The organism is Hymenobacter sp. UYP22, from assembly GCF_040547285.1.
GTDB lineage: Bacteria > Bacteroidota > Bacteroidia > Cytophagales > Hymenobacteraceae > Hymenobacter.
Genome location: NZ_JBEPPK010000011.1, coordinates 97,841 through 120,638, shown reverse-complemented (window position 1 = coordinate 120,638; position 22,798 = coordinate 97,841). Strand labels below are relative to the sequence as shown.

16 protein-coding genes and 1 other RNA gene are annotated in these 22,798 nt (G+C 59.5%); 12 read left to right on the top strand and 5 right to left on the bottom strand.

The annotated features are described in order from the left end of the window. Positions 1 to 137: 137 nt before the first annotated feature. The 4 genes from ABIB60_RS16460 to dnaX form a co-directional block, all read right to left on the bottom strand. On the bottom strand, positions 138 to 683 hold the full coding sequence (locus ABIB60_RS16460; RefSeq protein ID WP_354581398.1) for a Riean_0653 family protein: 546 nt from the start codon (positions 681 to 683) through the stop codon (positions 138 to 140). A gap of 82 nt (positions 684 to 765) precedes the next feature. Beyond that, positions 766 to 2,028, bottom strand: a complete 1,263-nt coding sequence (gene icd / locus ABIB60_RS16455; RefSeq protein WP_354581396.1) for an NADP-dependent isocitrate dehydrogenase — start codon at positions 2,026 to 2,028, stop codon at positions 766 to 768. A 201-nt stretch (positions 2,029 to 2,229) separates the two neighbouring features. Next, a complete protein-coding gene (locus tag ABIB60_RS16450) occupies positions 2,230 to 5,286 on the bottom strand; it encodes a M16 family metallopeptidase (RefSeq protein ID WP_354581394.1) in 3,057 nt (1,018 codons plus the stop codon). 393 nt (positions 5,287 to 5,679) lie between these two features. Further along, positions 5,680 to 7,854: a DNA polymerase III subunit gamma/tau gene (gene dnaX / locus ABIB60_RS16445; protein WP_354581392.1), complete on the bottom strand. Its 2,175-nt coding sequence runs from the start codon at positions 7,852 to 7,854 to the stop codon at positions 5,680 to 5,682. 267 nt (positions 7,855 to 8,121) lie between these two features. Between dnaX and ABIB60_RS16440 the strand changes: the two genes are divergently transcribed. The 9 genes from ABIB60_RS16440 (at position 8,122) to kdpB (ending at position 20,047) form a co-directional block, all read left to right on the top strand. Then, positions 8,122 to 10,299 carry a prolyl oligopeptidase family serine peptidase gene (locus tag ABIB60_RS16440; RefSeq protein WP_354581390.1) on the top strand — a complete coding sequence of 726 codons (2,178 nt, stop codon included), beginning with the start codon at positions 8,122 to 8,124 and terminating at the stop codon, positions 10,297 to 10,299. A gap of 123 nt (positions 10,300 to 10,422) precedes the next feature. Continuing rightward, positions 10,423 to 10,792: a transfer-messenger RNA gene (ssrA, locus tag ABIB60_RS16435) on the top strand. Between the two features lie 228 nt (positions 10,793 to 11,020). After that, positions 11,021 to 12,373, top strand: a complete 1,353-nt coding sequence (locus ABIB60_RS16430; RefSeq protein ID WP_354581388.1) for a sigma-54-dependent transcriptional regulator — start codon at positions 11,021 to 11,023, stop codon at positions 12,371 to 12,373. 135 nt (positions 12,374 to 12,508) lie between these two features. After that, positions 12,509 to 13,636, top strand: coding sequence for a redoxin domain-containing protein (locus ABIB60_RS16425; RefSeq protein ID WP_354581386.1), 1,128 nt, complete (start codon positions 12,509 to 12,511; stop codon positions 13,634 to 13,636). Positions 13,637 to 13,973: 337 nt separating this feature from the next. Continuing rightward, on the top strand, positions 13,974 to 15,104 hold the full coding sequence (locus ABIB60_RS16420; protein ID WP_354581384.1) for a redoxin domain-containing protein: 1,131 nt from the start codon (positions 13,974 to 13,976) through the stop codon (positions 15,102 to 15,104). A 408-nt stretch (positions 15,105 to 15,512) separates the two neighbouring features. Further along, positions 15,513 to 15,866, top strand: a complete 354-nt coding sequence (locus tag ABIB60_RS16415) for a DUF7674 family protein (RefSeq protein ID WP_354581382.1) — start codon at positions 15,513 to 15,515, stop codon at positions 15,864 to 15,866. A gap of 124 nt (positions 15,867 to 15,990) precedes the next feature. Then, on the top strand, positions 15,991 to 16,071 hold the full coding sequence (gene kdpF, locus ABIB60_RS16410; RefSeq protein ID WP_350356620.1) for a K(+)-transporting ATPase subunit F: 81 nt from the start codon (positions 15,991 to 15,993) through the stop codon (positions 16,069 to 16,071). Positions 16,072 to 16,153: 82 nt separating this feature from the next. Next, a complete protein-coding gene (kdpA, locus tag ABIB60_RS16405) occupies positions 16,154 to 17,854 on the top strand; it encodes a potassium-transporting ATPase subunit KdpA (protein WP_354581381.1) in 1,701 nt (566 codons plus the stop codon). Between the two features lie 144 nt (positions 17,855 to 17,998). Further along, a complete protein-coding gene (gene kdpB / locus ABIB60_RS16400) occupies positions 17,999 to 20,047 on the top strand; it encodes a potassium-transporting ATPase subunit KdpB (RefSeq protein ID WP_354581380.1) in 2,049 nt (682 codons plus the stop codon). Here the strand turns inward: kdpB and ABIB60_RS16395 are convergent. After that, positions 20,010 to 20,582: a hypothetical protein gene (locus ABIB60_RS16395; protein WP_354581378.1), complete on the bottom strand. Its 573-nt coding sequence runs from the start codon at positions 20,580 to 20,582 to the stop codon at positions 20,010 to 20,012. The genes kdpB and ABIB60_RS16395 overlap by 38 nt on opposite strands. Before the next feature lie 33 nt (positions 20,583 to 20,615). Here ABIB60_RS16395 and kdpC point away from each other — a divergent pair, with 33 nt between their 5' ends. The 3 genes from kdpC (at position 20,616) to ABIB60_RS16380 (ending at position 22,722) form a co-directional block, all read left to right on the top strand. Beyond that, a complete protein-coding gene (gene kdpC / locus ABIB60_RS16390; protein ID WP_354581377.1) occupies positions 20,616 to 21,176 on the top strand; it encodes a potassium-transporting ATPase subunit KdpC in 561 nt (186 codons plus the stop codon). Between the two features lie 3 nt (positions 21,177 to 21,179). Beyond that, a complete protein-coding gene (locus ABIB60_RS16385) occupies positions 21,180 to 21,314 on the top strand; it encodes a hypothetical protein (RefSeq protein ID WP_354581375.1) in 135 nt (44 codons plus the stop codon). A gap of 298 nt (positions 21,315 to 21,612) precedes the next feature. Further along, complete coding sequence (locus tag ABIB60_RS16380) at positions 21,613 to 22,722, top strand: porin (RefSeq protein WP_354581374.1); 1,110 nt, start codon at positions 21,613 to 21,615, stop codon at positions 22,720 to 22,722. Positions 22,723 to 22,798: the final 76 nt, after the last annotated feature.

Here is a 22,798-nt window from a genome sequence, read left to right as displayed (position 1 = left end):
TTCCCGGTAGTCAGCAATGCCAAAGCATCTGGCGTGGAGCCGGTTTGCCCCGTTGTGGCAGTAGAGGCGCAGCCTCCACCTCATGGGCTGGTCACGAGTTACGCTGCGCTAAACTCGCGCCAGTTTGGGAGAATTGCCTATTCATATTTCACATCAAACCGGCCATCTGTAATGATTATATTACTGGTAGGATTTGTGTTTCTATCAAGGCGTCCGTCAAAAGTTCCGGAAATAATTTTATTGATAGTATCAAATCTTGTAATGACGATTTTAGTCGCTCCTGGTGTAGCGCTAACATAATAGCTGCCTTTGGATTCGGAAAATCCAAAAGAATTTCCGGGATTATCAAATGGTCCTATTGGTGCTAGAGAGAAGTATGTGCCTGTTGAGTATAGATTCTTAATTTCTAATCCAAAGGAATCATCATGGTCTCTTGTCGTAAGTCCGGCTGAGAGTAAAAACTGACCATATTTTGAGGAGTAATGCGCTTGCAATTGGTTGTCTGAGCAGCCGAATGTAGTACATCGGCGTCCATAGTTCTGCCAAACTCTGTTGTTTACAATAAACCCCAATGTATTAGCTCCTTGCTGCGTTTCAGGAGGTAATGTAAATTGTGGAGTTATGTCCTTTTTAATACATCCAGTAAGACCGTTTACTGCAAGGAAAAAAACGATTTTCTTCATAGGATAAATAGTTGCAAAAACCCCGCGCCGGCCTTGCAGCCAACGCGGGGTTTTTGGTGGTTGATTGGCTACTGCCAAGCTACTACATCCGGTTGATAATCTCGTCGCCGAACTCGGAGGTTTTCAGGAGGGTGGCGCCTTCCATCAGGCGTTCGAAGTCGTAGGTGACGCGCTTGGCGGCAATGGCGGCTTCGAGGCCTTTGTAGATGAGGTCGGCGGCTTCCTGCCAGCCCAGGTGCTCCAGCATGAGGGCGCCGGAGAGGATAACCGAGCCGGGGTTCACCTTGTCCTGGTTGGCGTACTTGGGCGCGGTGCCGTGGGTGGCCTCAAAAATGGCGTGGCCGGTGAGGTAGTTAATGTTGGCCCCGGGCGCAATGCCGATACCGCCCACAATGGCGGCCAGCGCGTCGGAGATGTAGTCGCCGTTCAGGTTCAGGGTGGCTACCACCGAGTAGTCGGCGGGGCGGAGCAGAATCTGTTGCAGGAAGGCGTCGGCAATGCTGTCCTTGATGAGGATTTTGCCGCCGTCGAGGGCTGCCTTCTGCTGGGCGTCGGCCACTTCCTGGCCCTGCTTGGCCAGCACTTTGTCGTACTGGGCCCAGGTGTACACCTTGTCGCCAAACTCCTTTTCAGCCAGCTCGTAGCCCCAGGTTTTGAACGCGCCTTCGGTGAACTTCATGATGTTGCCCTTGTGCACGATGGTCACCGAAGGCTTTTTGTGCTCGATGGCGTACTGGATGGCGGCGCGCACGAGGCGCTCGGTGCCTTCCTTGCTCACGGGCTTGATGCCGAACGAGGACGTTTCGGGGAAGCGGATTTTCTTCACGCCCATCTCATCCTGCAGGAATTCCAGCATTTTCTGAGCCTGCGGGGTGCCGTTCATGTACTCGATGCCGGCGTAGATGTCCTCGGTGTTTTCGCGGAAGATGACCATATCGGTCAGCTCGGGGTGCTTCACGGGGGAGGGCACGCCCTCGAACCAGCGCATGGGGCGCACGCAGGCGTACAGATCCAGCTCCTGGCGCAGAGCCACGTTGAGGCTGCGGATACCACCGCCCACGGGCGTGGTCAGGGGGCCTTTAATGCCCACGAGGTAGTCGCGGAAGGCATCCAGAGTTTCGTTGGGCAGCCAGTTGTTGAGCTGCTTGAATGCTTTTTCACCGGCCAGTACTTCCTTCCACACCAGCTTGCGCGAGCCGCCGTAGGCTTTCTCTACTGCCGCGTTGAACACGCGCACGGAAGCCGCCCAAATATCCGGACCCGTACCGTCGCCTTCAATGAACGGGATGATGGGTTGATCGGGCACATTCAGCTTGCCGTTCTTGATGGTGATTTTCTCTGCCATTGTTGAAAAGGTACTTAGGTACTATAGGGTTGTAGTTGAGTGGTTCGGAAACGCACAGATGGGACGTCATGCTGAGCGAAGCGGAGCGTAGTCGAAGCATCTCTACCTCGGACTAACTCAATCGGGGCAACGAAGCGGTAGAGATGCTTCGACTACGCTCCGCTTCGCTCAGCATGACGTTCGGTTGACGTTCTGGCGTTTCTAATACCCGAAAATCTCTTTCAGGGTAAGTTGCTGGACCTGGCCGTACTTGGCCAGTTCCTTGAAATTGAGGCGGTCTTTGCTGCCGATGACCAGGATGGTCTGGGGCTGGCCTTTCACGCGGGCCTGCTGGAATTTGAGCAGGTCCTGGAAGCTCATGTTGGGCGTCTGCTCGTACACGTCGCGGCGCAGGTCGTAGTCGAGGCCCAGGCGCTTGGCCCGCTCGTAGCTGAACAGGATGTCCGACTTGGTGATGCGCTCCGTGGCAATGCTGTTGCGGATGGCGTCCTTGGCGATTTGCAGGTTGGCCTCGGCGGCGGGCATGTCGTTGAGCAGGGTGTTCATGCCAGCCATGGCCTCGGGCAGCTTGTCGCTCTGGGTGCCGATGTAGCTGAGGTTGTAGCTGCTGCGGCCGGCCTTATCGGCCGAGGCGAAGCGCGAGGAAGCCGAGTAGGCCAGGGCCTTCGACTCACGCAGCTCCTGAAACACGATGCTGCCCATGCTGCCCCCGAAGTATTCGTTGTAAAGGCTGGTGGTGGGCACCAGGCCCTTGTCGTACACGGGGCCTTTGCTCAGAAACAGGATTTCGGCCTGCACCATGTTGTAATCCACCCAGTACACCTTGCGGTCCGTCAGCGGCTGTTCGATAAAGTCCTTGGCGGCCGGGGGAGGAGTGAGCTTGGCGGGGGTCTGGTGAAGTCTAGCAAGAGTTCTCACAATTCCTGCTTGCGACAGAACCTCGTTGTAATTAGCCAAATGCTGCGGCGTTACACCTACTTTTTCAGGCAGGTTATCTGCCGAATTTTGCATATCGCGTGGCCCGTAGTACAGCACGCGGTGCTGGTAAGTCGGGAGCTTCTGGATGAGGCTGGTGAGCTGCTCGGGTTTCAGGGCCTTTAGCTCTTTCTCGCTCAGCTGGCTGGTGAAGGGGTTTTTCGCGCCGTACTTGGCGTAGTTTACCAGGGCCTGGTTCAGGATAACGCCTTTGTTGAGCTTGGCATCCTGGCGGGCTTTCAGCACCCCGGCCACCATGTTCTGCAAAGCAGCGGCATCAGGCTTGGGCGCATGCAGCAGACTCTCGAACAATTGCAGGGCCGGCTCAAAGTTGCTGTCGAGGCCGGAGAGGCTCACGTAGGTGCGGTCCTGGCCGCTGCTTACGGCGAAGGAGCAGCCCAGCTTGTAGAATTCCTGCTGGAGCTGGGCGGCGGTGTACTTGCCGGTGCCCAGGTACTGCAGGTAATCGGTAGCGAGGCCCAGTTTGGGGTCGTTGTTCGTGCCCAGATCGAGCACGTAGTACAGGTTGAAGAGGTTGTTTTCCTCGTTGTGGGTGTAGTACACCGGCACGCCCGAGGCCAGCTTGGTTTCCTGAATGTCCTTCTTGTAATCGAGGAAAACAGGCTGCAAAGCGGGAGTGGGCTTGGTCGTTACCTGCTTGTAGAAGTCGGAGGCCACCTCGCGGTTCACGGGCACGGGCGTAATGGCGGGTTTCACCACTTTCACCTTGTTGGGGTCCTGGCCGGTGCGCTTGTACACCAGGGCGTAGCCGGGGCCGTAGTACTGGTTGGCCACGCGCATCACCTCTTCCCTGGTGATGGTGCCGAAGTCGTCCGTCTGCTTGAGGTAGTCCTTCCAGTCCGCGCGGGCCACGAAGGCGGCCACGAAGGCACCGGCGCGGGCCTCGTTGCTCTCGTAGCTCTTGGTGCGCTGCAGCTGCTCGTTGTTGATGATGGCCGGAATCAGCCACTCCGGGAAGTCGCCCTTTTTCACTTTGGTCAGCTCGGCCAGCAGCAGGTCGCGCACCTGCTCCAGCTTCTGGCCCTGGCGGGGCGTGGCGTAGAGGATGTGCGAGGAGTAGTCGTTGTTGATGTCAGTAAACGAGGCGGCGCTCAGCACGACCTGCTTCTGGTTCAGGTCGAGGTCAATCAGCCCGGCCTGACCGTTGCTCAGGATCTTGTCGATCATGCGCAGCACCAGCGCCTCGCGGGTGTTGGTGCCGGGTAGGCGGAAGCCGAGCATCACGTTTTCGGCGTCGGGGCCCAGCACCTGCTTCACGATGGGCGCGATGATGGGCGCTTCCTGGGCGGGCGTGAAGGCCGGCACGGGCTTGCGCTGCAGCTTGCCGAAGTACTGGTCAATTACCCGGATGGTCTGGTCGTAGTCCAGGTCACCGCTCAGGCACAAAGCTACGTTGTTAGGCACGTAGTACTGGCCGAAATACTTCTTGATTTCGGTAATCGAAGGATTCTGCAGGTGGTCGATGGTCCCGATGGTGGTCTGGGTACCGTACTCGTGCTTCTGGTAGAGGCTGGCGCTCAGGGCCTCGTATTCCTTGCGGAAGTCGGAGTCGAGGCCGCGGTTTTTCTCCTCGTACACGGCCTCCAGCTCGGTGTGGAACAGGCGCGGCACCATCTCGCCGAGGCGCTCGGCCTGCACGGCGGCCCATTTCTCCAGCTGGTTGCTCGGAATATCCTCCTGATACACCGTCTGCTCCACGGAGGTGTAGGCGTTGGAGCCCTTGGCCCCGATGGCGCCCATCACCTTGTCGTACTCGTTGGCCACGGCGTATTTGGCCGCCACGCCCGAAATCGAGTCGATCTGGTGGTAGGTGCGCTTGCGGGCGGCGGGGTCGTTGCGCTGGGCGCGGTACTGCTCGTAGAGGGCCTCAATCTTGTCCAGCTCCACTTTCTCGGCGGCCCAGTTCTGGGTGCCCAGCCGCGAGGTGCCTTTGAACACCATGTGCTCCAGGTAGTGGGCCAGGCCGGTGGCGGTGCTGGGGTCGTTTTTGGAGCCGGCCCGCACGGCCAGGTAGGTCTGAATGCGGGGGGCGTCCTTGTAGTCGGAGAGGTAAACGGTCAGGCCGTTATCGAGGGTGTAGATGCGGGCCTTAAGTGGGTCGCCTTCCACCGTCTGGTACGTGTATTCCTTGGGCTGCGAAGCGGGGCTGGCGGCGGTTTCAGTGGCCGGAGCGGCGGCAGAAACCGCCGGCTTAGTGGTCTGGCACTGAGTAAGACCGAGCGTCGCCAGGGCCGGAACGAGGAGCAGCAGAGGTTTTTTCACGGGAAAGCGGACGCGGAAAGCAGAGCGGAGAGAGGATAAAGGTCAAAGATAGGCGGCCCCCCCGGGAATAAAAAGCGCAGTTCGGCCCCCTCCGGCGCGAAGTGCGGAAAATTGCGTATGAAGGACCACTGATTTCACGAATCTCTCCGCGGATTCCACGGATTTCGTGGACGATTATTTGCGCCGGCCGACTCGGTTCAGGTGGCTCTGAGAAGAAGTACCTTGGTTTCGTGAACATTTACCTCGAGCACACACGCTACCCTGTGCCCCAGGCCAGCAACTAGTGGTGCTCCGAATTACAAAAGAGGCAGAACCCGCACAGCGTATGGTCGGCGTAAGTAATCGTCCACGGAATCCGTGGAATCCGCGGAGAGATTCGTGAAATCAGTGGTCCTAGTCGACGTCCAGGCCCAGGCGCTGCTTCATCTCGCCCAGGGCTGGGTACTTCTCCATCAGGTACTCCATACGGTCGGAGGAAGTGTAGAGCTTGCGGCCGGTTTCCACGCGTTCCACTATTTCCACCTGCACGCTCAGGCGGGGGTAGCCAGTGCGGCGGCGCAGCTCGCCCAGCAGTTCGGCCCGCATTTCGTTGAACTGGTCTTCCTGCACGGGGTTATCCACGCGCAGCACAATCAGGTGCTGTTCATTGGCCTGCACGGGGCGGTTGAGCAGGCTGTACTGGCTGGGACTGGTGGCTTTACGCTCCTCTTTCAGCTCATTCCACACGCGCTGCAGCACCTCGTCGTTGATGGCGGGCAGGCCGGTGACGGGGCCGCTGGGCTCTGCCTCGGTGGCGGCCTTGCCGGCCGCAGCTTGCTGCTCCAGCTTGGCCTTCATGGCGTTCAGGCTGCTCAGGCCGGGCAGCTTGGTACCTACCTTGCCGGCTACCAGGCCCGGGCGGGGTGGGGGCAGGGGCGCAGCCGTTACGGCGGCCTGGCCCGGCTCGTGGCCGGCAATACTGGGCTTCCCAATTTCCACGTGCGGCACCGAGTCGCGCAACTGGGTGGTAGCCGGCACCTCCGTGGCGGCCTCATCCTCAATGCTGGGCGTATCGTGCAGCTCCTCCACGCCGCTGTCCACCGGCACAATGGGCTCGGGGTCGGCGGGGGCGTGGGCCAGGTTGTTAGTGCCTGGTGCCTGTTGTTTGGGAATCAGGTCGTTGGGCGTGAGGCTGGCGGCGCGGCTGTAAGCGGCGGGGGCTTCGGCGGTGCCGTCGGTTACCAGGCGGCCATTGGCAGCGGGAGCAGCAGGAGCAGCGGGCGGGGCCGGGGTGGGAGCTGCCGCTACGGCTGCATCAGGGCTTTTTTTTTTTGCCTCGCCGTTGGCGGCGGGTACGGCTACGCCGCCCTGCAGGTCGCGGGCAAACTGCACGGCGGTGTTGAGGTAGGCCAGCTTCATGAGCGTCAACTCCACGTGCAGGCGCTGGTTTTTGGCCTGCTTGAACTCCCGGTCGCAGAGGCTCACCAGGTTTAGGGCCGAGAGCAGGAAGGGCAGGGGAGCCGCCTGGGCCTGCTGCACGTAGCGCGTCCGGATGTTGTCGGACACTTCCAGCAGCTGCACCGTCACGGGGTCTTTGCACACCAGCAGCCCGCGCAGGTGCTCGGCCGCGCCTACCACAAAGTTGTGCAGGTCGAAACCCTGCTGCATCACCTCATCCAGCAGCAGCAGCGTGGCGCTCAGGTTTTCGGTCAGCAGGGCGTCAATCAGCCGGAAATAGTACTCATAATCCAGAATGTGCAGGTTCTGCACCACGTCCTGGTAGCGCAGGTTCTGCCCCGAGAAGGTCACCATCTGGTCGAACATGCTCAGGGCGTCGCGCAGGCCGCCGTCGGCTTTCTGGGCCAGCAGGTGCAGCGCGTCGTCTTCGGCCTGAATCTGCTCCTGGGTGGCCACGTAGCGCAGGTGGTTGCGCATGTCGTCCACCTTGATGCGGTTGAAGTCGAAAATCTGACACCGCGACAAAATGGTGGGGATAATCTTGTGCCGCTCGGTGGTGGCCAGGATGAAAATGGCGTAGCTCGGCGGCTCCTCCAGCGTCTTCAGAAAGGCGTTGAAGGCCGCATTCGAGAGCATGTGCACTTCGTCGATGATGTACACCTTGAAGCGGCCCTGCTGGGGGGCGTAGCGCACCTGCTCCACCAGGCTGCGGATGTCCTCGACGGAGTTATTAGAAGCCGCATCCAGCTCGTGCACGTTGAAGGAGGCGTTTTCCTGGAAAGCCCGGCACGACGAGCACTTCCCGCAGGCTTCCAGCTCGAAAGGTGTATTGTCGGGGTCGGCTGCACTCAGCAGGGCATCGGGCACGATGTCGGGCTGGCTCTTAATCAGCTCCGAAACCGGCCGGCTTTTGCGCACATGCTCCTCCACGAACTCGCAGTTGATGGTTTTGGCCAGAATGCGGGCGCAGGTGGTTTTGCCCACGCCCCGGGGGCCGCAGAACAGAAACGCCTGGGCCAGATGCTGGGAGGCAATGGCATTCTGCAGGGTGGTGGTTACGTGCTGCTGCCCCACCACGCTGCGAAACGTGGCCGGGCGGTACTTCCGGGCCGAAACAACGAAATTTTCCATACGAGCTAGAGGCAAAGATACGCAAAGCCCCCGGCGAATCCGCCTTGCAATTGGCTGTCAATTGCGTTATCGGCCCCCGCTAATACTTTCGGTAAAGCCAGTAAAGCGCACCCAATGGCAAGAATTACTTACTATATAAATCAAATAATATTTTGTATTATAGTTTGAATAACGGATGCTTGTTCCGAAGCGCAACAGTAGCCTTTTGGCACGGTATCGTTGGCCTCTTTTGGGTCCTTTGGGTTTTCCACTTTACGTTGATTTCGTATGAAAACAGCTTTCCTCATTCTGATGCTGCCAGAGTTGCTGGCTGCTACGGTAGCGTTGGCCCAGACTGCACCCGCCGGGCCACCAGCCACGCCCCAGCGCCCCGTTACGGATGTCTACTTCGGTAAGAAGGTGGTGGACAACTACCGCTGGCTGGAAGACGTGAACAGCCCCGAGGTGAAAACCTGGTTTCAGGCTCAGGCCGACTACACCAAGCGCACCCTCGACCAGTTGCCGGGCCGGGACAGCCTGATTAAAACCTTTGAGGCCTACGACAAGCTGCTGACTGTGCGCTACGGGCAAGTGAAAAAGCGTGGCTCCCGCTATTTCTACCGCAAAACCCTGCCCTCCGAAACGGTGGGCAAGCTGTACGTGCGCGAAGGCAAAACCGGCCCCGAAAAGCTGATCTTCGACCCCACTGCCTACGACAAAACCAAAACCTACTCCATGACCGCCTACACGCCCAGCCCCGACGGGCAGCAGGTGGCCCTGGGCTTGCAGGAAGGCGGTGCCGAATTGTCGACGGTGCGTATTTTGAACGTGGCTACCCGCGCGTTTCGACCGGAGAGTATTCCGGCGGTATTTGGCGGCGACATTAGCTGGCTGCCCGACGGGAGCGGCTTCCTCTATACTCCCAACAACTCCACGGACCCCAAAGACCCCAAAGGCAACCTCGATACCAAAGCCCGCCTGCACCGCTTGGGCACGGCCGTCGCCACCGACCGGGAGCTGTGGTCGAGAGCCAAGAACCCGGACATGGGCATCCGGCCCGACCAGTACCCTATCATGGCCTTCACCAACGACCAGACGCAGGTGTACGGTGTGCTTGCTTCCGTTGACCGCCGCGCGGATATCTGGCTGACTACCCCCGCCGACCTCACGAAGTCAACCATTGCCTGGAAGCGCCTAGCCACCCCCACCGACAGCGTGTACGACTTCGCGAAGCTGGGCAGCAAGATATACCTGCATAGCGTGAAGGGGGCACCCAAAGGCCGGATTCTGGTGACGGATGCTGCCCGCCCCAGCCCCGCTACTGCCGCCGTGCTGCTGCCCGAGGGCAGTGGCAACATCACTCGACTGCTGGCCACCAAAGACTACGTGTTTGTGGTGCTCAGCGACGGTATCAACGAAAAGGTGCGGCAGTACGACCCGCGCACCCAGCAGTGGGCCGACGTGCCCATGCCCGGCACCGGCACCGCCGGCCTGGAGCCCTACAACGCCACCACCAGCAACGGCATCTTCACCTACGTATCCACCTGGAACCGGCCCGAAACGGTGTATGACTATACCCCCGAAAGTCGAAAAATGGTAGTTAGCCCCTTCGATATGCAGGCCCGCTACCCCGGCACCGACGACCTGGTGGTGGAGGAACTGGAAGTGCCCGGCCACGACGGCGTACTGGTGCCGTTGTCGTTGATATACAAGAAGGGCCTCAAGAAAGATGGCAACGCTGTGTGCTTCATGACCGGCTACGCGGCCTACGGTATATCGGCCACGCCCTACTTCAGCCGCCGCAACCTGGCACTGCTCAACCAAGGCGTGATTCTGGCCGAAACCCACCCGCGCGGCGGCTCCGAAAAAGGCCAGGCCTGGTACCGGGCCGGCTACCAGACCACCAAGCCCAACACCTGGAAAGACTTTATTTCCTGCGGTGAATACTTGGTGAAGAACAAGTACACCAGCCCCCAGCACCTCATTGGGGAAGGAACCAGCGCGGGCGGCATCCTGATTGGCCGCGCCATTACCGAGCGGCCCGATTTATTTGCCGCCGCCATTAGCAACGTGAGCTGCTCCAACGCCCTGCGCATGGAAAACTCGCCCAACGGCCCCGTAAATACCCCTGAGTTTGGCACCGTGAAGGACTCCGTGCAGTGCATGGGCCTCTACGAGATGGACGCTTTCCAGCACGTGAAGCCCGGCACCAAGTACCCCGCCGTGCTGTGCGTGGGTGGCATGAACGACCCGCGCGTGATTGTGTGGCAGCCCGGCAAATTTGCGGCGGCCCTGCAAGCGGCCAGTACCTCCGGCAAGCCCGTGCTCTTGCAAGTCAACTACGACAACGGCCACTTCACGGAAGACAAGAAAGTGACCTTCCGCAACTTCGCCAATATGTACGCTTTTGCCCTCTGGCAGGCCGGTCACCCCAATTTTCAGCCAAAAAGCGTAGCCGCGAAGTAGCGCGTCCTGCGCCGGGATTAATCTAATGAGAAGGAACATTTTTGGCCCGTCACAACGTTTTCTGGCTGATGTGCGTACATTCGCACCCCGTTGCTTCGGTGGCGGGTTTGTTCTTTCTCAATTGGGGCCGACCGGAATTGACAGCTCGTGCATGTCGCGAGTAAGCGTGTCGGGAGTTGGATGAATCTCCCGTAAAAAAAGCCGTCCGAACAATAACTGGCGAGTATAGCTACGCCATGGCTGCCTAGTTTAGAACTACGCACTGCCATCGTCCCGCACCCGTATTCCTTCTCACGGGTGAGTTCGGGGCGTCGTAAGAGTTAGGATAGTGCAGGTGGCGCTGTGACGCCTGCGTGAAACTCAAACAGATAAGGGGAAATCAAGGGCCTGATGTGCGCCTGGTTTCCTTCGAAAATCCAAGCATAGATACACACGTAGAAAGCTCGACGCCTTCCTTGTCTGGACCAGGGTTCGAATCCCTGCGGCTCCACTCTTTTTTAGAAGTGAGAGGATAGAAGTGAGAAGTTAGACTTCTGTTCTTCTCTTCCCGGCTTCTGAACTATCAAAACCCGATTTAGCCCTGCTGAATCGGGTTTTTTTGTGAACAACTACTACTGTCATTCCGAGCAACGCGAGGAATCTGGGTTAATCATCCGTATGGCATTATCCAGATTCCTCGCGTTGCTCGGAATGACAGATGTGTAAGAAATACCCTGCTGCCATGCCCACCGGAACCCTGCTACTCATCGACGACGAAACCAGCCTGCGCCAGATGCTGGCCCGGGTGCTGGAGCTGGAAGACTATACCGTGCTGCAGGCCCCCAACGCCCGCCGCGGCCTGGAGCTGCTGCGCCAGCACGCCGAGGACGTACTGGTAGTGCTGAGCGACGTAAAGCTGCCCGACGGCTACGGCCTCGACCTGCTGCCGCGCTACAAGCAGGTGGCCCCGCTGGCCGAAGTCATTCTGATGACCGCCTACGGCACCATTCCCGACGGCGTGCGGGCCATGAAGGAAGGCGCTTTCGACTACCTCACCAAGGGCGACTCCGACGACCAGTTGCTGGTAGTGGTAGACCGCGCCGCCGAAAAAGCCCGCCTGCAGCGCCGCGTGGCCGACCTGGAAAAGAAAGTAGGCGCTCAATACAGCTTCGACAGCATGATTGGCCGCTCCCCGGCGCTGCTGCAGGCCAAGAAGCTGGCTGAGCGTGCCGCCCCCACCGACAGCACCGTGCTGCTGGAAGGCCCTACCGGGGCGGGCAAAGAGTTGTTTGCCCAGGCCATCCACCAGGCCAGTCCGCGCCGCAACAAACCCTTTGTGGCCGTGAACTGCTCAGCTTTCCCCAAGGATTTGCTGGAATCGGAGCTGTTTGGGTACAGAAAAGGCGCTTTCACAGGGGCGCTGGTCGACAAAAAAGGTTTGCTGGAAGAAGCCAACGGCGGCACCCTGTTTTTGGATGAAATCGGGGAGCTGGAGCTGAACGTGCAGGCCAAGTTTCTGCGGGTGCTGGAAACCCAGCAGTTCACCAAGCTCGGCGACACCAAACCCACCAGCGTGAACGTGCGCATCGTAGCCGCCACCAACCGCAACCTCAAGAAGGAAGCCGAGGCCGGCCACTTCCGCCCCGATTTGTACTACCGGCTGGCCGTGTTTACGGTGCCGGTGCCCGGCCTGAACGAGCGGCGCGACGACGTGCCGCTGCTGGCCGAGTACTTCCTGCAGTTCTTCGCCGGCAAGCTGCGCCGCCGCCTGCGCGGCCTGGAGCCCGAGGTGCTGGAGCAGCTGCGCCGCCACGACTGGCGCGGCAACGTGCGGGAGCTGAAAAACGTGCTGGAGCGCGCCGCCATCCTGGCCGATGGCGACACCGTAACCGTGGACGACCTGCCCGCCGACTTCCACTACCTGCCCGCTGCCCCCGGCACCGACGAAGCCTCCGACAACAGCCTGCGCACCCTGGAAAAGCGCCAGATCCGCCAAGTGCTCCACGACACCGGCGGCAACAAGATGGAAGCCGCCCGCCAGCTCGGCATCGGCACCAAAACCCTCTACCGCAAAATTCAGGAATACGGACTGTAGGCCAAGCGAAAATTTGACGGTGAGCAGCCTACTATTATTGTATTAGTATATTGAAATTATCCGTTATTTACTTTAGCAGTTTTCTGCTACCCAAAACCTAAGCAACTCATATTCTATTCTATACTCACTTCATCCATGAAGAAGCATTTACTTGGCCTGCTGCTGTGTACGCCGTGGATGGCTAGCGCGCAAACGTCTGGGCCGTTCGTCATTAAGGGTAAACTTGGTACACTGAGCGCCCCAGCCAAAGTATACTTGGTGCGAAGCCACGAGGTAACGGATTCGGTTACCTTAAGAAATGGCGCCTTCGAATTTAGAGGCACCACGGACGTGCCTGTTGCGGGTGATTTAATCTACCGGGGCAAGGGGCATCTGGGCAGCTTATTCGGCAACCTAGATAGGGTCCGTATTTTCCTGGAGCCTGGTACACTGCAGGTCACCAGCCCCGATTCATTGGCCCATGCTACCCTGAAGGGAGGCCCAGCTACCTCGGATTATCTGCGTCTATCCGAAACAGTTAAGCCTATCATTACCACAATCCAGGCTTTCGGAGAGGAGAAGCAGAAGGCTACGGAACAGCAGCGCAAAGACCCTACTTACCAGGAGCAGCTGAGAACCAAGTTTGAGGCATTTAATAAGAAGATTGCCACGGCCTACTACGCATTTGCCAAGGCCAATCCGAATTCCTGGGCTAGCCTAGATGCCTTGGTAGGTATCCAAACGATGGATTTACCGCAGTACAATATGGTGGGTCCCCTCTACGAAGCCTTCAGCCCAACCCTCAAAAACAGTCCCCAAGGTCGGCAGTACGGGGAGCTGGTGCGCGGCCTGAAAGCCGTAGCCATTGGTGCCCAGGCACCCGATTTCAGCCAGCAAACGCCCGATGGCAAAACGGTGTCGTTGCGTGACTACCGGGGCAAATACGTGCTGATTGATTTCTGGGCCAGCTGGTGTGGTCCCTGCCGGGAGGAAAACCCCACGGTTGCCAGGGCCTACAACGAATACAAAGGCCGCAACTTCGAGGTGCTGGGCGTGTCGCTCGACAGAGAGAAAGACCGGGCTAAATGGGTAGAAGCTATCCAGAACGATGAGTTGACCTGGACGCAGGTATCGGACCTGCGGGGGTGGGAAAATGCTGCTGCCCGCAGTTACGCCGTGCGAGGCATTCCGCAGAACTACCTGATTGACCCCACCGGTAAAATCATTGCCGCCAACCTGAAAGGGGCGGACTTACAGGCCACGTTGGCAAAGTATATCAGATAGACGACGCCCGTGCCACCATCCTCGCCGATGGTGGCACGCTTATCACCGACACTGACAAGGCCCTCCGACAACGGCCTGTACACCTTTGAAAGACAGGTACTGCGCGATACTAGTGGAACAAGATGGAAGCCACCTGCCAGCTTGGCATCGGCACCAAAACGCTCTTCCGCAAAATCCAGGAATACGGGCTGTATGTAGCAAGGAATAGGAGAGGAGTTAGGGAAATAGGTGACCGGCTACATATTGGGAGTCAGGATTTATCCGTTATTTCAGCTATCCAGTATCTGGGGACAGACAGCCGGCGCTTATAGCTTATCCTCCATTTTTCCATCTACTTATGAAAAAGCACTTACTGAGTGTACTGTTGGTTGCTCCCTGGCTGGCCAATGCCCAAACTGCCACTCCTTTTACCATCAAAGGCAAACTGGGCCAGCTAAACGCGCCAGCCAAGGTGTATTTGTTGCGAGGAATGACGGTTACTGACTCCGCCACGCTTAAAAACGGCACTTTCGAACTGAAAGGCACCGCCGAAGCGCCAAGTATGGCCGTTCTCGTATTTCGGCGCACTGGCCGGATGGCAAGCTTGCGCGGGCAAGAATTTGACCGGGCCAACCTATACTTAGAGTCCGGTACCACCGTCGTTTCCAGCCCTGATTCCTTGGCTCATGCTACCGTCGTGGGAGGAGCATTAAACAAAGACTACGCGCGACTAAAATCTGCAGTAGCCTCCGTACTAGCCCAAATTCAGGCCTATGGAGCCGAATTGCAAGCCGCTACGGAGCAACAGCGCCAATACCCGGCTTTCGGGGAAAAAATTCAAGCTCGTTTTGCCGAATTCAACAAGCAATTTGCCACGGCCAACTACGCTTTCGTCAAGGCTAACCCTAACTCACTGGTCAGCTTAGATGCGCTGCTGGAGGTACAGGGCCGGGACCTCCCACAATACGCCACTGTGGGCCCGCTGTACGAGGCCCTGAGTCCCGCCCTGAAAAATACGCCGCAAGGCCAGGAATACGGAAAAATGGTACGTGGTCTGAAAACGGTGGCCGTTGGCGCGCAAGCCCCCGAATTCAGCCAGCAAACCCCCGATGGTAAAACGGTATCCTTGCGCGATTACCGGGGCAAGTACGTGCTGGTCGATTTCTGGGCCTCCTGGTGTGGCCCCTGCCGTCAGGAAAACCCGAACGTTGCCAAGGCTTACGCCGCCTACAAAAGCCGCAACTTTGAGGTGCTGGGCGTGTCACTGGACAATGAAAAGGACCGTGCCAAATGGGTAAAAGCCATTGCCGACGATAAGCTGACCTGGACGCAGGTATCGGACCTGCGCGGCTGGGAAAATGCCGCCGCCCGCAGCTACGCCGTGAGCGGCATTCCGCAGAACTACCTGATTGACCCCGCTGGTAAAATCGTTGCCGTCAACCTGAAAGGCGCGGAGTTACAGGCCACCTTGGCCAAATACATTAAATAGGCGACCCCTGCGTCCCAAGGCTGAAGCCCTGGGCTACGTAACGCCCGCTCGTCCTCTCTCACTAGTCCAGGGCTTCAGTCCTGGGACCATAAGGACCGGCTCCCCACCAAACCGGGTTATTCTGACCAGCGCACCAGGTCAGAATGACCCGGTTTTTTTGTACCCGATGTGTAAGGTAGGCAAGAGGTGAAAATATTTCGATCTGATAATCAGATTGATGTAGTGAAAATGGTGGGTACTGGCCGGATGTGGGCCCGGATTGGCAAGAAGCCGCCCGAGCCATTCGTCGATTCGGCAAACGGACCGAACCGGGGCCGGCGCTGGGGTGCCTGACAACCAGCCCAGCGCCATGCCCCGCCGACGCACGGCTCACTCACGGACCCGTTCCACTTCTTTTCATCTCGTCAGATGACTTCTTCTTCCGAAACCGCCACCCTGTTGCTGGAAAGCTTCCCCGAACTGGGGGCGGAACTGCAGGTGCCGGCCACGCGCCAGAGCCTGTACCGGCAGCTGAGCTGCTTTGCCACCTTCACCCGCGAAGCTGCCGAGGCTGGCCAGCTGGCCCTGCTCAAACGCTGCTTCGAGGTGGCCGACCGCCTGCTGCGGCAGGGCGACGCCTACCTGGCCCGCGCCATTGAAAACGTGTATCTGCACTGCCTGCACCTGGATGGCAGCACCTACGGCAACCAGCTGGCTCGCCAGCTCATGCCCGCCCGCTTGTACCAGACCTACCAGTATCCGCACACTACCATGCTGCCCTAAGGCATGCCTCCTCACTATGCCCGCACTTCTGATGATTCCGCTACTTACGGCCGCTGGTCTGGCCGGCTTCTGGCTCTTCTACAAGTCCGTCGATTTCTTCGACCAGATCTAACCCCGTCGCGCCATGATGCTCGTCCTGTTTTTCCTCTCCCTCGCCACGTTCGGCTACCTCTGCTACGTGCTGCTGCGCCCGGAGAAATTCTAATTCAGTTGCCCGTTGCGCGTTGCCAGTACCAGATGAGGCACAAACTGGCAACTGGCAACTGGTAATTGACAACTCACTGAAAATGAACAACGAACTACTCAGCATCGGCGGAATTTACCTGATTACGCTGGTGCTGGCCCTGCCGCTGGGCGCGTATCTGGCCCGGGTGTTCCGGGGCGAAAAGAACCTGCTCGACTTCATGCGGCCCGTCGAGAATGGCATCTACCGGCTTTCGGGCATTGATGCCCGCCGCGAGATGACGTGGCAGCAGCACATGGTGGCGCTGCTCACCATCAACCTCCTATGGTTTCTGCTGGCCATGCTGGTGCTGTGCACCCAGGGCAGCCTGCCGCTCAACCCCGACGGCAACCCCTCGATGTCGCCCGATCTGGCCTTTAACACGGCCATTTCCTTTCTGGTGAACTGCAACCTGCAGCACTACTCCGGCGAGTCGGGTCTGTCGTACCTCTCCCAGATTGTGGTGATTACCTTCCTGCAGTTTGTGAGTGCCGCTACCGGCATTGCGGCGGCCGTGGTGGTCTTCAACGCCCTGCAGACGCGCACCACCGAGAAGCTGGGCAACTTCTACGACTACTTCGTGAAGAGCCTCACCCGCCTGCTGCTGCCTGGTGCCCTGCTGATTGCCCTCATCCTGGCCTTCAACGGCACGCCCATGACGCTGCAGGGCAAGCAGGAGTTGATTACGCTGCAGGGCGACTCGGTGGCCGTGAGCCGCGGACCGGTGGCCGCCATGGTGGCCATTAAGGAGCTGGGCACCAACGGGGGCGGTTTCTACGGCGCCAACTCGGCCCACCCGCTCGAAAACCCCAACTTTATCACCAATGCCGTCGAGAACATTGCCCTGGTGATTATCCCCATTGCCATGGTGTTTGCATTGGGCTTTTACCTAAAGCGCCGCAAGCTGGCCTATATGATTTTCGGGGTGATGACGGTGGGCTTTGTGGCCCTGCTGGCCCCCACGGTGTACTACGAGATGCACGGCAACCCCGCCATTGCCAAGCTCGGCGTCGATCAGGCGCTGGGGGCCATGGAGGGCAAGGAAATCCGCCTTGGGGCCGCGGCTTCGGCTTACTGGAGCATCACCAACACCATCATCAGCTGCGGCTCGGTGAACTCCATGCACGACTCGTTTATGCCGATTTCGGGCATGAGTCAGATGCTGGGCATGATGACCAACGCCTTCTACGGCGGCTGCGGGGTGGGTTTGCTCAACTTCTTCGCCTACCTGATTATTGCCGTGTTCATTGCCGGCCTGATGGTGGGCCGCACGCCCGAGCTGTTGGGCAAGAAGATTGAGGCCCGCGAGATGAAAATTGCCGTCATCGTGACGCTGCTGCACCCGCTGCTCATTCTGGCGGGCACGGCCCTGGCGGCCCACACCTACACCGGCAACCCCACCGAGTACGCCGGCTGGCTGGCTAACCCCGGCTACCACGGCTTCTCCGAGATGCTGTATGAGTTTACCTCCGCCTCGGCCAACAACGGCTCCGGCTTCGAGGGCCTCGGCGACAACACGCCTTGGTGGAACATCAGCACCGGCGTGGTACTGCTGCTGGCCCGCTTCCTGCCCATCATCGGCCCAGTTGCTATTGCTGGCCTGCTGGCCCGCAAGAAGTACGTGCCCGAAAGCGCCGGCACCCTGCCCGCCGACACAGCCACCTTCGGGGTGATGGTGCTGGCCGTCATCGTCATCATTGCCGCCCTGGCCTTCTTCCCTGCACTGGCGTTAGGGCCGCTGGCCGAGCATTTTTCGCTGTACTAACCTGCTTTAGAGCTTAGAAGTGAGAACTCAGAGCTTAGAAGTCAGTGGGGGTAACCAAAATCGTGGTTTGTATTCATCTCTGCTGCCGAGCCCTGAGTTCTAAAATCTCACCTCTAAGTTCTAAGCTCTGAGTTCTAAAATCTCATGTTAACTAAATCTCAATCTCTCTTTCAACCCGCGCTGGTGTCGGAGGCCGTGAAACAGGCTTTCGTGAAGCTCGACCCGCGCATCATGTTCCGCAACCCAGTGATGTTCACCGTGGAAATCGGGACGGTGGTGATGCTGCTCGTGACACTGGGGCTGCTGGTGAAGCCGGATGCCGCCCAGGGCTCGTTCGGCTACAACTTCATCGTGTTTGTGGTGCTGTTTCTGACGCTGCTGTTCGCCAATTTCGCCGAGGCCATTGCCGAAGCCCGCGGCAAGGCCCAGGCCGAAAGCCTGCGCAAAACCCGCGAGGAAACGCCCGCCCGTGTGCTTGATGCCAACGGCCAGGAATCGGCGGTTTCCTCCTCCCAGCTCCAGAAAGGCCAGATTTTCCTGGTGGAAGCCGGCGAAATTATTCCTACTGATGGCGAAATCATCGAGGGCCTGGCTACCATTGACGAGTCGGCCATTACGGGTGAGTCGGCCCCGGTTATTCGGGAGGCCGGCGGGGATAAATCGTCCGTCACGGGCGGTACTAAGGTGCTGTCGGACCGCATCAAAGTGGTGGTGACGACGGCCCCTGGCGAGTCGTTCCTGGACAAGATGATTGCCCTGGTGGAAGGCGCTTCGCGGCAGAAAACGCCCAACGAAATTGCCCTCACCATTCTTCTGGCCGGGTTTACGCTGGTGTTTGTGCTGGTGTGCGTGACGCTGGCCCCGTTTGCCGAGTACTCCAAGACGCCCATTGCCATTTCGGCCTTCATTGCCCTGTTTGTGTGCCTGATTCCGACCACCATCGGCGGGCTGCTCTCGGCCATCGGCATTGCGGGCATGGACCGCGCCCTGCGTGCCAACGTTATCACCAAAAGTGGCAAAGCCGTGGAAACGGCCGGCGACATCGACGTGCTGCTGCTCGACAAAACCGGTACCATCACCATTGGTAACCGCAAAGCCACCCACTTCTGGCCCGCCCCCGGCATCACGGAGGCCCAGATGGTAGAGGCCGCCACCTTGGCCTCGCTCACCGATGAAACGCCCGAGGGCAAGAGCATTGTGGAGCTGGCCGGCGAAACCCGCCGCTCCGACGTGGCCGGTCTGCGCACCCGCCTGCAAGGAGCCGAGCTGATTAAGTTCACGGCCGAAACCCGCAGCTCGGGCGTCACGCTGCCCGACGGTACCCGTCTGCGCAAGGGCGCTTCCGACGCCATCCGGCAGCTGGCCGCCCGCGCCAACCAGCCCTTCCCCCAGGAAACCACCCAGCGCGTGGAAGCCATTGCCAGCAACGGCGGCACCCCGCTGGTGGTCAGCCAGAACGACCAGGTGCTGGGCCTAGTGGAGCTGCAGGACATCATCAAGCCCGGCATTCAGGAGCGGTTTGAGCGCCTGCGCAAAATGGGTATCAAAACGGTGATGGTCACCGGCGACAACCCGCTCACGGCCAAGTTTATTGCCGAAAAAGCCGGTGTAGATGACTTCATTGCCGAGGCCAAGCCCGAGGACAAGATGACCTACATCCGCCGCGAGCAGCAGCAGGGCAAGCTGGTGGCCATGATGGGCGACGGCACCAATGACGCCCCCGCCCTGGCCCAGGCCGACGTGGGAGTAGCCATGAACTCGGGTACCCAGGCCGCCAAAGAGGCCGGCAACATGGTGGACCTCGACAACGACCCCACCAAGCTCATTGAGGTGGTGGAAATCGGGAAGCAGCTGCTGATGACGCGCGGTACGCTCACCACCTTCAGCATTGCCAACGACGTGGCCAAGTACTTCGCCATTGTGCCCGCGCTGTTCATGGTGGCCATTCCGGCCCTGGGCGCGCTCAACATCATGGGCCTGAAGTCGCCACAGTCGGCCATCCTTTCGGCCGTGATTTTCAATGCCGTGATTATCCCGCTGCTGGTGCCGCTGGCCCTGCGCGGGGTGGCTTACAAGCCCATCGGGGCCTCGGCACTGCTGCGCCGCAACCTGCTGGTGTACGGTCTGGGCGGCGTCATCATCCCCTTTATCGGCATCAAGGCAATTGACCTGCTGGTGGGGCTTTTCCTGTGAAAACTTCGGTAAAGCGGAAATCCCGCGCAATGACGAAATGAGTGCCAATGAGCAGCAATTTAGATGCTGGGGACCGTCTGTTGATAGCATCGGTAGCCCAAGTCAATACACTGTGCTCAGCACAGGCATCAATGACAACTTTAGCCATTTCAGCGGGTGCATTTTGTAACAATATGCCGCTACCGTCAAGTAGGTTCTGCTCACACTGACTAACATCTCCAGATAGCACAGGCTGCCAGTCGTGCCAGCCCTGAAGCAACAATTCAATTCTTGTTTGAATAATCTTGAAAAGGGCTTTTGGATCTGTGGGCCGCGAATTAATGTAGACTGACACCATACTGCTGTTGTAACGCAGCAGCAATGGATGCTCTAAATAGTAGCTGAATTTTCCCCGTACTCCGGGCTTCAGATAGACTTCTGCCTTGTCCAGGAAATCGACCCTAAAGCTTTTGCCAGGTAGTGTGAGAACGGCAAAAGTGGTATGTGCTACCATTACGGTAACCATTTGATTATCTGGAATCGGGACGTCAGGCATACGCTCAAATTTACCAACGACTTTGAAATCAACATGAAACAGAACCTGCTTCCCGCATTCCGCCTGACCCTTGTGCTGCTGGTGGTGTGCTGCCTGATTTACCCCGCGCTGGTGTGGGCCGGCGCTCAGCTGGCCCCGGCCGGCGGGCAGGGCGAAACCATCCGCCACAACGGCCGCGTGGTGGGCTACGACAACGTGGGCCAGAACTTCACCCGGCCCGAGTACTTCCAGGGCCGCCCCTCGGCCGTGGACTACAACGCTGCCAGCTCGGCCGGCTCCAACAAAGGCCCCAGCAACCCCGATTACCTGGCCACCGTGCAGGCCCGCCTCGATACGTTTCTGGTGCAGAACCCCGGCGTAACTAAGGCCCAGGTGCCGGCCGAGCTGCTCACCGCTTCCGGCTCGGGCCTCGACCCGCACCTCTCGCCCGCCGCCGCCGCCGTGCAGGTGGCCCGCGTGGCTAAAGCCCGCAACCTCGCTGCCGCCAAGGTGCAGGCCCTGGTAACGGAGCACACCCAGCACAGCGCCTTCGGCCCCGACCGGGTGAACGTGCTGCGCCTGAACGTGGCCCTCGCCGCCCTGCAGAACCGCTAGCCGGTGGCTGCCCCCGCGCACCGGGCCCGCGCCCACTACCGGCTGCGGGCCCACCGGCACCGCGGCCGCCGCTTCCGCCCCGGCTACACCCTGCTGGCCCTGGCGCTGCTGTGGCTGCTGCTGCAACTGGTAGCCTGAGGCAGTAGCCAGTAGCGCGAACTGTGTAGTTCGCGCCTCGGAACGACAACCCGCCGAACGGCGCGGGGGCGCGATTTACTCGTGGTTACTCAGGCGGCGCGGGCGTCCCAGGGTTGAAACCCTGGGCTACGGAGTTGTTCAAACCGCCAGCCAGACCGCTGACTAACTAGCCCAGGGTTTCAACCCTGGGGCGCCCGCGCCGCTGAACAGTCGGTTTGCGTCGCCTGCATCATCTATTCCTACTTTCGCCTCTCCCTTCTCACTGCCATGCGCCCCTGCAACGGGCGCTTCTCTCCCAATGAAACCACTGGTTCTTTTTACCGCTACTGCACTGCTCACGGCTTCGGCTGCTGTGGCCCAAACCACGCCCGATTCCACGGCAGCGGCGGCGGCTCCGGCCAATCCGCTGACTACCTACGGGTTTGTGGATGGCTATTATGGCTATGATTTCAAGCACGCGGCCACCAACCAACGGCCCGGCTTCCTGTACTCGCACAACCGCCAGAACGAGTTTACGGTGAACAACGCCATCCTTGGCCTGCGCTACGACAACGGGCAGGTGCGCGGGGCCCTGGGCCTGCATGCGGGTACCTACGTATCGGCCAACTACGCGGCCGAGGACCAGGTGCTCAAGCATCTCTACGAGGCCTACGCGGGCTTTCGGCCCTTCAAAAAAGCCTGGCTCGACGTGGGTATTTTCGGTTCGCACATCGGGTTTGAGTCGGCCCTGAGCAAGGACAACTGGACGCTGACCCGCTCGCTGATGGCCGAAAACTCGCCGTACTACGAGGCCGGGGCGCGGCTGACCTACGAGGTGAGCCCCAAGCTGACGCTGATCGGGCTGGTGCTCAACGGCTGGCAGAGCATCCGCGAAAACAATCAAGCCAAGGCCCTCGGCACCCAGATCCAGTGGAAGCCCACCGATAAGCTGCTCCTCAACAGCAGCACCTTCTACGGCAACGAGCAGCCCCAGGACTCGGTGCGCCGCCGCCGCTACTTCCACGATTTCTACGTGAGCTACGCCGCCACCAACCGCCTCAGCCTGGCCCTGGTATTCGATGTGGGCAAGCAGGAAAGCGAGCAGCGCGGCGGCAAGGCCGATACCTGGCACACCGGCGCGGCCTTCGTGCGCTACAAGCTGGCCGATAAGTGGACCGCCGCCGCCCGTGCTGAGTACTACAACGCCGACCGGGGCGTTATCATCAGCACCATTTCGCCGGTAGCCGCCGCCACCAATTTCAAAGTACAAGCTGCCTCGCTCAACCTTGACTACACGCCCACCAGCAACGTGACGTTCCGGGTAGAGGGCCGCACCTTCCACGGCCGCCAGCCCTTCCTAACGGACCGCAACGGCAACCCCACCCGCAACTACGGCAACCTCACCAGCAGCATCGCGCTGTCGTTTTAGCTTACCTAACCAGCACAACAGAACCGGAATAGAACGTCATTCCGAGCTTGCTGAAGAATCTCGCGTGCTGACGTTG

Excerpts from the sequence above, each read along its gene's own strand:
- ABIB60_RS16460 (WP_354581398.1), bottom strand. The coding sequence starts at position 683 with ATGAAGAAAATCGTTTTTTTCCTTGCAGTAAACGGTCTTACTGGATGT.
- icd (WP_354581396.1), bottom strand. The coding sequence starts at position 2,028 with ATGGCAGAGAAAATCACCATCAAGAACGGCAAGCTGAATGTGCCCGAT.
- dnaX (WP_354581392.1), bottom strand. The coding sequence starts at position 7,854 with ATGGAAAATTTCGTTGTTTCGGCCCGGAAGTACCGCCCGGCCACGTTT.
- ABIB60_RS16440 (WP_354581390.1), top strand. The coding sequence starts at position 8,122 with ATGAAAACAGCTTTCCTCATTCTGATGCTGCCAGAGTTGCTGGCTGCT.
- ABIB60_RS16430 (WP_354581388.1), top strand. The coding sequence starts at position 11,021 with ATGCCCACCGGAACCCTGCTACTCATCGACGACGAAACCAGCCTGCGC.
- ABIB60_RS16425 (WP_354581386.1), top strand. The coding sequence starts at position 12,509 with ATGAAGAAGCATTTACTTGGCCTGCTGCTGTGTACGCCGTGGATGGCT.
- ABIB60_RS16420 (WP_354581384.1), top strand. The coding sequence starts at position 13,974 with ATGAAAAAGCACTTACTGAGTGTACTGTTGGTTGCTCCCTGGCTGGCC.
- ABIB60_RS16415 (WP_354581382.1), top strand. The coding sequence starts at position 15,513 with ATGACTTCTTCTTCCGAAACCGCCACCCTGTTGCTGGAAAGCTTCCCC.
- kdpF (WP_350356620.1), top strand. The coding sequence starts at position 15,991 with ATGATGCTCGTCCTGTTTTTCCTCTCCCTCGCCACGTTCGGCTACCTC.
- kdpA (WP_354581381.1), top strand. The coding sequence starts at position 16,154 with ATGAACAACGAACTACTCAGCATCGGCGGAATTTACCTGATTACGCTG.
- kdpB (WP_354581380.1), top strand. The coding sequence starts at position 17,999 with ATGTTAACTAAATCTCAATCTCTCTTTCAACCCGCGCTGGTGTCGGAG.
- ABIB60_RS16395 (WP_354581378.1), bottom strand. The coding sequence starts at position 20,582 with ATGCCTGACGTCCCGATTCCAGATAATCAAATGGTTACCGTAATGGTA.
- kdpC (WP_354581377.1), top strand. The coding sequence starts at position 20,616 with ATGAAACAGAACCTGCTTCCCGCATTCCGCCTGACCCTTGTGCTGCTG.
- ABIB60_RS16380 (WP_354581374.1), top strand. The coding sequence starts at position 21,613 with ATGAAACCACTGGTTCTTTTTACCGCTACTGCACTGCTCACGGCTTCG.